Here is an 11,600-nt window from a genome sequence, read left to right on the forward strand (position 1 = left end):
AGAACCGTTCTCGAAAGGCGCTAATCCTGCGGCGGCTGATCAAGCGATGCGCGACCCGTTCCGCTCCGTCCACACCGTCTGCGAGTGCTGTCTAATTTTTGCACGCTGATGGTTCGTGCCGGGAAAATGCAGCACTGCACACCGACGCGCCAGAGGGTTGCCTAAGCAGTGCAAAGCTTTCCAATTGTTTAGGATTCTCAGCGGATAGTGCTGTTTACAGTGGAACTTGGCGTGTATTATACAAGCGCGCTGGAACCCTACGATTGCCCCATAATTTGTCGTTTTGGGCATACGAGCCAACGAGCCGATATGAAAAAATCACGGCCGATACTCTGGATTGTCATCATCGCGGCCGTGGCCACCGCGGGTTACTATGGTTGGCAGAAATACGGCTCGCCCGAGGCCGGAAAAGCCCAGACCGCACAGAAAGGCCCGCCGCGCGCGTCCGCCATTCCCGTGAGCGTTGCACCGGTCCAGAAGGTCGATTTCCCGGTCTACCTGACCGGTCTCGGCACGGTGCAGGGTTTCAACACCGTACAAGTCCGGACAAGGGTGGACGGCCAGATCGACAAGATCGCCTTCGCCGAAGGCCAGATCGTCAAGGAAGGTGACCTTCTCGCCTCGATCGATCCCCGCCCCTATCAAGCCACGCTCGACCAGGCCAAGGCCAAGAAGGCGCAGGACGAGGCGAGCCTCGCCAACGCCAATCTCGAACTCCAGCGCGCCATGAAACTCGGCGAGTTCGCCACCGCGCAACGCGTCGACACCCAGCGCTCCACCGTTGCCCAACTCACCGCGCAGATCGCCGCCGACGAGGCCGCTATCTCCAACGCCCAGACCCAGCTCGACTACACCCAGGTCAAAACGCCAATCACCGGCGTCGCCGGCCTGCGCCAAGTCGACGTCGGCAACATCGTGACCGCCTCTACGCAGACCGGCATCGTGATGATCTCGCAGGTCGAGCCGATCTCGGTGATCTTCACCGCGCCAGAGGATCAGCTGCCTTACATCAGCGAAGGCCAGAAGGCCGGCGCATTGAAGGTGATCGCCTACACCACCGACGGGAAAAAGACGCTTGCCGAGGGCAAGCTTGCCGTCATCAACAACCAGGTCGACACGTCCAGCGGGACTATTCGGCTCAAGGCGGTGTTCGAGAACAAGGACCACGCGCTGTGGCCGGGCCAGTCGGTTTCGACGCGCCTTCTGGTCCGGACGCTGAAGGATGCGACCGTGGTTCCGGATGACGCGGTTCAGCATTCGACCAATGGCCTCTACGCCTATACCGTCAATCAGGACAACAAGGCCGAAGTGCACAAGATCAAGGTCAGCTACGGCATCGACGGTCGTTCGGTCGTTGATGACGGCTTGAGCCCGGGTCAGCAGGTGATCACCGGCGGTCAATTCAAGGTCCAGCCCGGAAGCCTCGTCTCGACGGCGGTGGCGAGCTCGGATCCGGCCCAGAACAAGGTACGACAGGAATGACCGAGGGCGGGATTTCGGCACCTTTCATCCGTTATCCCATCGGCACCTCGCTGCTGATGGCCGGCATTCTCTTTGTCGGTCTCGTCGCCTACCCCCTGCTACCGGTCGCGCCGCTGCCGCAAGTGGACTTCCCGACCATCCAGATCACGGCCAATTTGCCGGGCGGCAGCCCGGAGACGATGGCCTCGTCGGTGGCGCAGCCTCTGGAGCGCCAGTTCGCCCAGATTCCCGGCATCGCCCAGATGACCTCGACGAGTTATCTCGGCACCGCCTCGATCACCATCCAGTTCGACCTCAACCGCAGCATCGACGGCGCCGCCAACGACGTGCAGGGCGCGATCAACGCCGCCAGCGGCCAATTGCCGAAGAACCTGCCCTCGCCGCCGACCTACCGCAAGGTCAACCCGGCCGACGCCCCGATCCTGCTGCTGTCGGCGACGTCGGAGACGCTGCCGCTGACCAGCGTCAGCGACGCGGTCGACGCCCAGCTGGCCCAGCAGATCAGCCAGCTCTCCGGCGTCGCGCAGGTCTTCATCGGCGGCCAGCAGAAGCCGTCCATCCGCATTCAGATCGACCCGGCGAAACTCGTCGCCAAGGGCCTGTCGATGGAGGACGTGCGCAGTCAGATCGCGATCACCACCGTCGACAGCCCCAAGGGCAATATCGACGGCGAGAAGCGCGCCTATACGATCTACGCCAACGACCAGCTGACCCAGTCCAAGGACTGGAACGACGTCATCATTGCCTATCGCAACGGCGGTCCGTTGCGAATCCGCGACATCGGCCAAGCCGTCAGCGGCGCCGAAGACGCCAAGCAGGCAGCCTGGGCCAACGGCAAACGCGGCGTGTTCCTGGTCATCTTCAAGCAGCCGGGCGCCAACGTCATCGAGACCGTCGATCGGATCAAGGCGACCCTGCCTCGCCTCGTGGCGGCGATCCCGCCCGCGATCAAGATCGAGCTCATCAGCGACCGCACCACGACCATCCGCGCCGCCGTCGAGGACGTCCAGTTCACACTGCTTCTGACCATCGCCCTCGTGGTCATGGTCATCTTCATCTTCCTGCGCAGCTTCTGGGCGACCGTCATTCCCACCATCACGGTTCCGCTGGCGCTGCTGGGTGCGTGCGCCCTGATGTGGGTGGCCGGCTATTCGCTCGACAATCTGTCGCTGATGGCGCTCACCATCGCGGTCGGTTTCGTCGTCGACGACGCCATCGTGATGCTGGAGAACATCACGCGTTATATCGAAGAAGGCGAATCGCCGATGGCGGCGGCCTTCCGCGGCTCCAAGGAAATCGGCTTCACCATCGTCTCGATCTCTATCTCGCTGGTCGCGGTGCTGATCCCGCTGCTGCTGATGGGCGGCATCATCGGCCGCCTGTTCCGCGAATTCGCGGTCGTGCTGGCGATGACGATCTTCGTCTCGATGTTCGTGTCGCTGACGCTGACGCCGATGATGGCCTCGCGCTTCCTGCGCGCCCATGGGGAAGTCACCCACGGCAAGTTCTACCAGTGGAGCGAGCGCGCCTTCGACGCCATGCTGCGCGGTTATGAATACGGACTGGATCACGCCCTTGCCTGGCGGCGCACGACGCTTGCGATCTTCTTCGCCACGCTCGCTCTGTCGGTCTACCTGTTCGTCCTGATCCCGAAGGGCTTCTTCCCGCAGCAGGACGTCGGCCTGATCACCGCGACCTCGGAAGCCTCGCAGGACATCTCGTTCAAGGAGATGCAGCGGCGCCAAGTCGAGCTCGGGAAGATCGTGATGGAAGACCCGGACGTCGCCACGATCGCGATGAACATCGGCGGCAGCGGCCGCGCGGGCAACAACGGCAACATGTTCATCACGCTGAAGCCGCGCGACGAGCGCGAGGCCTCGGCACAGCAGATCATCGCGCGGCTGCGTCCCAAACTCGAGAAGGTGTCGGGTGCCCGCCTCTACATGCAGGCGGCGCAGGACGTCCGGCTCGGCGGCCGGCCGACGCGCACGCAGTTCGAATTCACCTTGCAGGATGCCGATCTCGCCGAGCTCAACGACTGGGCGCCAAAGATCCTTGCCAAGATGGCGACGCTGCCGGAGCTGCGCGACGTCGCGACCGACCAGCAGACGCAAGGCACCACGGTCCAGCTCAAGATCAACCGCGATACTGCGGCGCGCTACGGCATCCAGCCGCAGCTGATCGACGACACGCTGTACGACGCGTTCGGACAGCGGCAGGTCACGCAGTATTTCACCCAGCTCAACACCTACAAGGTGATCCTCGAGATCCTGCCGGAGATGCAGGGCAGTCTCGACAGCCTGAACAAGCTCTACCTGAAATCGCCGCTGACCGGCGACCAGGTGCCGCTGTCGACCTTTGCGACCTGGACCACCGATCCGGTCCGTCCGCTCTCGATCAGCCACCAGGGCCAGTTCCCGGCGATCACGATCAGCTTCAACCTGGCGCAAGGCGTCGCGCTCGGTCAGGCCACCGAGGCCGTGCAGAAGGCGATGGCCGATCTCGGTGCACCGCCGACACTGAACTCGAGCTTCCAGGGCACGGCGCAGGCGTTCCAGCAGTCGCTCGGCACCGTGCCGCTGCTGATCCTCGCCGCTCTCGTCGTGGTCTATCTGATCCTCGGCATCCTCTATGAGAGCTACATCCATCCGATCACGATTCTGTCGACCCTGCCATCGGCCGGCGTCGGCGCGCTCGCGATCCTGATGGCGGCCGGCTTCGAGTTCAGCCTCATTGCCTTGATCGGCGTCATTCTGCTGATCGGCATCGTGAAGAAGAACGGCATCATGATGGTCGACTTCGCGATTGCCGCCGAGCGCGATCATCACAAGACGCCGGAGGAATCGATCCGCCAGGCTGCGCTCTTACGCTTCCGTCCGATCATGATGACGACGATGGCAGCACTGCTCGGCGGCGTGCCCTTGATGCTCGGCCACGGCACCGGCGCCGAAATCCGCCAGCCGCTCGGCTACGCCATGGTCGGCGGCCTGATCGTCAGCCAGGCGCTGACGCTGTTCACGACGCCCGTCGTCTATCTCTACCTCGACAAGCTCAACAACTGGTTCTCCGCCTGGGGCCGTTCGGACGACGACGAAGGCCACGAGACGCCCGAGCACCGCACCGTCAAGGAAGCCGCCGAGTAAGCTTGCGCCACGGCTCCCGCGACGCTACAGCGGGGCCCTCGGTTCACGCCAACGCGGTTTTGCCATGCTCATGCAATCCAGACTTGTCGCCCTCGCCGCCGTGCTCCTGTTGTCGAGCGGCGCCGTGTATGCCCAGCAGGGCGCCAAGAAGAACGCCGCCCCTGCTGCCCCGGCCGCACAGCCCGCGCCCGCCCCGACGCAGCCGCAGACCGACGGTGCTCCGGCGCAGCAGGCCGGCTGGGTCGTGCGCTGCACCAGCGTGAGCCGCGATGCGCCGCTCGAATGCGCGATGGAGCAGAACGCGGTGCTGACCAAGACTGGCCAGACCATCGTCCTGATCAACATCCGCATCGCGCCCGACACCCGCACGCCGGTGGCGCTGCTGCAATTGCCGCTCGGCCTCAACCTTCCCGTCGGCGCAAAACTCCAGGTCGACGAGGGCAAGGCGGTCGACCTCCAGATCCAGACCTGCGAGAACCGCGGTTGCTACGCCTCGACGCCGATCGCGCCGGACCTGCTGGCAACCCTGCGCTCGGGCAAGCAGCTGAAGGTCGCCTTCCAGAACATGGCCAAGGAGACCATCGCGATCCCGATGCCACTGGGCGATTTCGCGGCGGCCTACGACAAGATCAAGTAGCTACTGCCCCGGGGTGTTGCTGGGCCTGGAGATCAATCAGCCCACCCCGAGATAGGCCTTCTGCACCTGCGGGTCCTCCGCGAGCGCCGCCGCCGTGCCCGACAGCACGCTCTTGCCGACCTGAAGCACGGTGGCAAAATCCGAGACCTCCAGCGCGAGCTCGATCGATTGCTCGGCGAGCAGGATGGTCAGGCCCTCGCGATGCAGGCGGCCGAAGGTTTCGTACATGGATTCGACCACCGCCGGCGCGAGGCCGAGCGAGGGTTCATCCAGCATCAGCAGCTTCGGGTCGCTCATCAGTGCACGGCCGACTGCGAGCATCTGCCGTTCACCGCCGGACATGGTGCCGGCGCGCTGATTGCGACGCTCCTTCAGGCGCGGGAAGAACTCGTAGACGCGCTCCAAGAGCGTCGCCTGGCGCGATCTATCGTGCAGCGGCGTCGCGCCGAGCATGAGGTTGTTCTCGACGCTCTGCTGCACGAACAGCCGCCAGCCTTCCGGCGACAGCGCAAGGCCCTTGCGCACGATCGCAAACGCCTTCTGGCCGGCGATCTCCTCGCCGCGAAAGCTGATCGATCCGGAATGCACGGGAATGAGTCCGGCGATCGCATTCAACGTCGTGGTCTTGCCGCCGCCATTGGAGCCGAGCAGCGCGACGACGCTGCCTTCGGGCACCTCCAGCGACACATCGGAGACGCCGATGAGGTCGCCATAGCGTACTTCGAGATGCTCGATCCGCAGCAGCGCGCCACTCATAGGTCCGGCCCGCCCATCAGCTCGACCGGCGTGTGGCCGGCGGCCGCCTTGGCCGCACGCTTGCCGAGATAGGCCTCGATCACCGCGGGGTTGGAGGTGACTTCGCGAGGTGACCCGCGGGCGATCTCCTTGCCCTGGTGAAACACCATCACGCGGCTCGCGAGCGACATGATCACTTCCATGATGTGCTCGACGATGACGAGCGTGATGCCGGAACGGTGGATGTCGCGGACGAGATCGATCGCGAGCCTCACCTCATGCGCGTTGAGGCCGGCCATGGCCTCGTCGAGCAGCAGCACTTTTGGCTCGGTCGCAAGTGCGCGCGCAATCTCCAGCCGCTTGCGGCCGGGCGTGCCGAGCGAGCGCGCCGGCGCATCCGCAAGCCTGCTCATGCCGACACGCTCCAGCACGGCGCGCGCCTTGGTCTCGGCCTCCTTGCGATGCGAGGTGCGCAGGAAGGCGCCGATCATGACGTTCTCGAGCACCGTCATGCCTTCGAACGTCTGCGGCACCTGGAAAGTACGCGCGAGCCCGAGTCCAGCGCGCTGCTCCGGCGTGAAGTCGGTGATGTCGCGCCCCTCGAACAGCACGCGGCCCGAGGTGGCCTTGAGATCGCCGGTGAGGCAGTTGAAGAAGGTGGATTTTCCGGCGCCGTTCGGGCCGATCAGGCCGAGAATGTCGCCCTGCTCCAGCGTCACGGACGCGTCGTCCACCGCCTTGAAGCTGCCGAACGCCTTTGTGATGCCGCGCGCTTCAAGGAGCATGGCCCGCTCCTGTGTCGCTCTTGGATTCTGTGTCGCTCTTGGATTTTCTTCGCTGCGTGAACAGGCTGAGCAGGCCGCCCGGCTGGAACCGCGCGATCAGCACGATGATCGCGCCATAGACCACGAAGGTGAGCCCGGCGCCCTTGCCGCCGAGCCAGCTGTTGGAGATCTCCTCCAGCGGCACCAGGATCGCCGCGCCCACCAGCGGCCCGAACAGCAGCCCCGCTCCGCCGAGTGCTGCCATGATCAGGATTTTGACCGAGATCAGGATGCCAAGCCCTGACTCGGGATCGACGAAGCCGAACATCATCGCATAGAGCGCACCGGCGACGCTCGTCAGCGCCGCACTCAGCATGTAGGCGTAGAGTTTTGTGCGGCTGGCAGGCGCGCCGAGCGAGCGCGCGGCCCGCTCGGAATCCTTGATCGCGCGCAGGTAAAACCCCATCCGGCTGTTGGTCATCCACCAGGTGATAAACAGCGTGATCACGAGCACGAACAGGAAGAGATAGTAATACGGCAGCGACGACAGGAACGAGAGATCGAAGATGTTGCGCGGCACGGTCGGACCCGAGAGGCCGACGGCGGCGCCCAGCCAGTCGGTGTTGGTCACGATCAGCCGCATCGTCTCGGCCACCGCGATCGTCGCCATGCTGAAATAATGGCCTGACAGCCGCAGCGTCGGCACGCCGATGATTGCGGCGAGCCCGACCGCGATCACGATGCCGCCGGGAATGCCGAATAGCGGCGACAGGCCGAATTTTGCGTAGGAGCCCATCGCGGCATAAGCGCCGCAGCCGAAGAACACGACATGGCCGACCGAGACCTGGCCGGCGTAACCGCCCACGATGTTCCAGGCCGAGGCCGCAATCGCATAGAGCAGCACCAGCGCGCCCAGGCGCTGCTGGAACGGCGAGGACAGCAGCAGCGGATAGGCGATCGCAAAGACTGCGACGACCGAGAGCCAGATCCAGCGCCGCATCACAGCTTTCTCATCACATCTTGCCCATCAGGCCCTGTGGCCGGAACGAGAGGAAGAGCAGGAACAGGACATAGACGACGATATCCTTGTAGATCGCGCCGATCAGATAGCCGGACAGCGACTCGATCACGCCGATCAAGAGGCCCGCGACCAGCGCGCCCGGCACGCTACCAAAACCGCCGAGCGAGACCGTGACGAAGGCGACGATGCCGAGCGTCTCGCCGACCGTCGGCACGATATAGAAGAAGTTCGCGATCAGCGCGCCGGCTAGCCCAGTGGCGCCCGCCGCGATCGCCCAGGCGATCGCCTGCATGGTATCGGGACGGATGCCCATGAGTTGAGCTGCGGTCTGGTCCTCCGCCACCGCCAGCATCTTTGAGCCGAGCGAGGTACGGGTCAGCAGCAGATGCAGGCCGAGCGTCACCAGCAGCGCGACGACGCCAGCCAGCAACCGCGAGGCCTCGATACGCAAGCCTGCGAACGCGTAGGTGCCGCCGACAATGTTCGGCGGCATCGACAGGAAGTTGGCGCCGAACCACCAGAACACCGAATAGCGCAGCAGCAGCGCAAGCCCGAAGGTGCCGAGGATCTGCGCCAGCATCGGCCCCTTCATGATGCCGCGGATCAGGGCGAAATAGACCACGACACCGACGGTCGCGAGCACCAGCGTCGCCAGCGGCGCGCCGAGGATCGGTCCGCCCCCCATCAGGGTATAGACCACATAGGCGACGTACATGCCGAGCATGACGAAGTCGCCATGCGCGAAATTGACGATGTTCATCATGCCCCACACCAGCGTGAGGCCCGAGGAAAACAGGGCGTAGACGGCGCCAAGCAGGAGCCCGCCGACGATCACCTGCACGAGGACAAAGGACATGAGCCGCGTTGCTCTGATCAAATCAATTGGCAAATGGCGGGGCGCGTGACCCCGCCTCCAAAAACTCTCACCAGCCCTTGTAGGGCAGCACCGGCGGCTTCTCGGCATTGGCCTTCGGCCAGACGGCCGTGTAATTCTCGCCGTCCTGGAGCTGGATGATGAGGCCGGAGGCGAGCACGTTCTGGCCCTTGTCGTCGAACTTCACGCCCTTGTAGCCCATCATCAATTGCTCGGGCTTCAGGTCCGTCGCCTTCAGCGCGGCCTGGATTTTTGCGGGATCGGTCGAGCCGGCGCGGTCGATGGCATCCGCCAGCACGAAGAAGCCCTGCATCTGGCGGCCGACGGTGTCATCCATCTCCTCGCCGCTCTTCTTCTTGTACATGTCGGCGATGATGGCCGAGGGCGAACCTGATGGCCCGACGGCCCAGGACGAGCGGTTGAACACGCCCTGCGAGATCTTGCCGACCGCCTTGATGAAGGACGGATCGGAATAGCCGGCATCGTCGGCGAGCAGAATCGCCGGCTTGTAGTCGAGCGACTGCATGGTCTTGGCGAACAGGATCGCATCCGACGTGTAGCTGATCATGATGATCACGTCGGGCTTCTTGTCCTTGAGCTGGAGCACCTGGCCCTGCACGTCCGTCGCATTGACGGGATAGGCGACGTCGAGCGCGACCGGCTGGCCCTTCTCCTTGAAGGCGCCGGCGATCGTGTTGGCGACCGAGGTGCCGTATTCGGTGTTGTCATGGACCAGTGCGATCGCATCGGTCTTGGCACCGGCAGCCTTCATATCAGCGAGGAAGTCGACATAGGCTTTGGCAAAATCGGTCGCGATCGGCGTGGTGCGGAAGAACCATTTGAAGCCGCGCTCGGTGAGATTGGCGGCGACCGATTCCGAGTTCAGATAGGGAATGCCGTATTTCTCGGCGATCGCGCTCGAGGTCAGCGTGATGCCGGACTGGTAGGCGCCGAACACAGCTGCCACCTTGTCTTCCGTGATCAGGCGCAGCGCCTGGTTCTGGCCGGTCGCCGGGTTGCCCTGATTGTCGGCGATGACGACCTCGATCTTGGCGCCGCCGAGGCCGGCAAGGCCTGCGTTCTTCGCCAGCGGCAGATTGCCGAGCTCGGGATGGGCGTTGTTGACGATATCAGTGGCGACCTCGAGCGCCGCCTTGGCATGCGCCCCGATCGAGGCCGTGCCGCCCGACATCGGCAGGATCACGCCGATCTTGACGACCTTGTCCTCGGCTTGGGCGCCGGCGGCCAACACAAGGGACATCGCGGCCGCGCAAAGCAGCCCGGTGACGTGCTTCAAATTCATGAAATCAGACCTCCCAAAGGGTTTCCCCAACCAAGATTTTTTGGAAGGCTTGGGCGAGCCGCCCGCTTCCGTTTGATTATGCCTGGCGGTGAGAGGATGGCATGCCAGCCGAGTACCGGCAAGGTGACACGGATTGCGACGATGCTGCATGAGGGAGCAGCAATGACGCGCGGGCGTGCCGCGCTCTATCTGCCGTGGCTTTGTTCGCGTGAGACAACCCGAAGAGCGGTCGTAGGGTGGATTAGCCGACAGGCGTAATCCACCACTGTCTGTCTCTGCGGGGATGAAAGAGGTGGATTACGCTATCGCTAATCCACCCTACGAAGCGTGGGCTCAGCTACCCATCTCGCTCGCCCGCAGCAGTGTCGTGAAACCGCCATAGATCATGCGCTTGCCGTCGAACGGCATGTCGGCGCCCTTGAACCGCTCGTCCGCCATCACCTTCTTGTTGACGGCATCACGCGTCTCTCGGTCGCGGTAGACGATCCAGGAGAACACCACGACCTCGTCCTCCTTCGCCATCACCGCGCGCGGAAACGACGTCAGCTCGCCATAGGGTACGTCGTCACCGATGCATTCGACGTAATCGAGCGCGCCGTGCTCCATCCAGACTGCGCAGGCCATTTTCGCCAGGGCCTTGTAAGCCTCGATCCTGTCCTTCGGCACCGCCAGCACGAAACCATCGACATAGGGCATCACGGATCTCCTTGGGTTATGCGTCCCAAGGACGACGGGGCGCGCGGCGATCCGACCCGGACGATGCGATTTCAGATGAGGCAAACCGTCGCGATGGGCGAAGTTTTACAAGGGTGCGGCCCCGGGGCGAAAATCACGAGGTGGGAAAAGCGCCCGGAATTGGCTGGGGAACCTGGATTCGAACCAAGACAAACAGAGTCAGAGTCTGTTGTGCTACCGTTACACCATTCCCCAACGGAATAGCCGAACAAATTCAACGACTTGATCATTTGTCCGACTGCGGCCGGAAGCGCGTTTGGGCGCAAATCACGGCTCAGGCGTGGCAGCCTTCTACCCGCTCGCATCTGGGCTGGCAAGCGCTGCGGTGGATCGCTCCCGCAACCGCGTTGGCGGGCCGGAACACCACCGGCGCGACCGTCCGGCTAAAGCGTGCGGCCAACGCAGACGACGATTTCGCCCCGGCCGTTCGCGATCATCACCTGGCCGTACTCGTCCTGCGGCGGGCTTTCCTCATAGCGCAGCGGGATCGTGGTGATCTCCTCCTGCCCCACGCCGCCCGGGTGCTCGGTGTTCACGTCGAGGATCAGGATCTTCGGATTGATCCCCTGCGGCGAGCGCTTGGTCAGCCGGGCCTGCCAGCCGTTGGTCGGGACCCGCACGTTGCCGGTCATGACCAGCTTCGGCGGCGCGCCCGGTGCGCGGTCGATCCAGGCCTTGAAGGTGTTTCTCAGCAGGACAGCCATGACGAGTCCTTCCTATGCTAAGTTGCGCGATCCTTCAGTCACGGACGCAACATAGGCCGGCGAAGCGAAGCGAAACGTGAATGGCCCGTGAATCCGATATGATCTCCTGACGACGTGAGCGCGGGCGGGCCTGCTCGCCGCGCTCGCGCCACTCTCCATGACACATCCGGCCGACGGATCGCGGTTCGTCGCTCCCGGGCAG

10 protein-coding genes and 1 tRNA gene are annotated in these 11,600 nt (G+C 64.0%); 3 read left to right on the forward strand and 8 right to left on the reverse strand.

All coding sequences use genetic code 11. From position 1 onward, the window contains the following. Positions 1-309: 309 nt before the first annotated feature. The 3 genes from B5V03_RS27270 (at position 310) to B5V03_RS27280 (ending at position 5,262) form a co-directional block, all read left to right on the forward strand. Positions 310-1,482, forward strand: a complete 1,173-nt coding sequence (locus tag B5V03_RS27270; protein ID WP_129273438.1) for an efflux RND transporter periplasmic adaptor subunit — start codon at positions 310-312, stop codon at positions 1,480-1,482. Then, on the forward strand, positions 1,479-4,625 hold the full coding sequence (locus B5V03_RS27275; RefSeq protein ID WP_129273439.1) for an efflux RND transporter permease subunit: 3,147 nt from the start codon (positions 1,479-1,481) through the stop codon (positions 4,623-4,625). Before B5V03_RS27270 ends, B5V03_RS27275 begins: the two co-directional genes overlap by 4 nt. A gap of 64 nt (positions 4,626-4,689) precedes the next feature. Further along, positions 4,690-5,262 carry an invasion associated locus B family protein gene (locus B5V03_RS27280; protein ID WP_164988314.1) on the forward strand — a complete coding sequence of 191 codons (573 nt, stop codon included), beginning with the start codon at positions 4,690-4,692 and terminating at the stop codon, positions 5,260-5,262. A gap of 36 nt (positions 5,263-5,298) precedes the next feature. Here the strand turns inward: B5V03_RS27280 and B5V03_RS27285 are convergent, their stop codons facing one another. The 8 genes from B5V03_RS27285 to B5V03_RS27320 form a co-directional block, all read right to left on the reverse strand. Next, positions 5,299-6,018, reverse strand: coding sequence for an ABC transporter ATP-binding protein (locus tag B5V03_RS27285; RefSeq protein WP_129273441.1), 720 nt, complete (start codon positions 6,016-6,018; stop codon positions 5,299-5,301). Continuing rightward, a complete protein-coding gene (locus B5V03_RS27290; protein ID WP_129273442.1) occupies positions 6,015-6,782 on the reverse strand; it encodes an ABC transporter ATP-binding protein in 768 nt (255 codons plus the stop codon). Before B5V03_RS27290 ends, B5V03_RS27285 begins: the two co-directional genes overlap by 4 nt. Next, positions 6,772-7,761: a branched-chain amino acid ABC transporter permease gene (locus tag B5V03_RS27295; RefSeq protein ID WP_129273443.1), complete on the reverse strand. Its 990-nt coding sequence runs from the start codon at positions 7,759-7,761 to the stop codon at positions 6,772-6,774. Before B5V03_RS27295 ends, B5V03_RS27290 begins: the two co-directional genes overlap by 11 nt. 13 nt (positions 7,762-7,774) lie before the next feature. Beyond that, a complete protein-coding gene (locus B5V03_RS27300) occupies positions 7,775-8,638 on the reverse strand; it encodes a branched-chain amino acid ABC transporter permease (protein WP_129273444.1) in 864 nt (287 codons plus the stop codon). Between the two features lie 67 nt (positions 8,639-8,705). Continuing rightward, on the reverse strand, positions 8,706-9,959 hold the full coding sequence (locus tag B5V03_RS27305) for an ABC transporter substrate-binding protein (RefSeq protein ID WP_129273445.1): 1,254 nt from the start codon (positions 9,957-9,959) through the stop codon (positions 8,706-8,708). A gap of 333 nt (positions 9,960-10,292) precedes the next feature. Further along, positions 10,293-10,655, reverse strand: coding sequence for a DUF1428 domain-containing protein (locus tag B5V03_RS27310; RefSeq protein WP_164988315.1), 363 nt, complete (start codon positions 10,653-10,655; stop codon positions 10,293-10,295). Positions 10,656-10,815: 160 nt separating this feature from the next. Beyond that, a tRNA-Gln gene (locus B5V03_RS27315) sits at positions 10,816-10,889 on the reverse strand. Positions 10,890-11,077: 188 nt separating this feature from the next. Beyond that, positions 11,078-11,398, reverse strand: a complete 321-nt coding sequence (locus B5V03_RS27320; RefSeq protein WP_129273447.1) for a hypothetical protein — start codon at positions 11,396-11,398, stop codon at positions 11,078-11,080. Between the last annotated feature and the right edge of the window lie 202 nt (positions 11,399-11,600).

Origin of the sequence: Bradyrhizobium betae (assembly GCF_004123905.1) — a bacterium.
GTDB classification, from domain to species: domain Bacteria; phylum Pseudomonadota; class Alphaproteobacteria; order Rhizobiales; family Xanthobacteraceae; genus Bradyrhizobium; species Bradyrhizobium betae_A.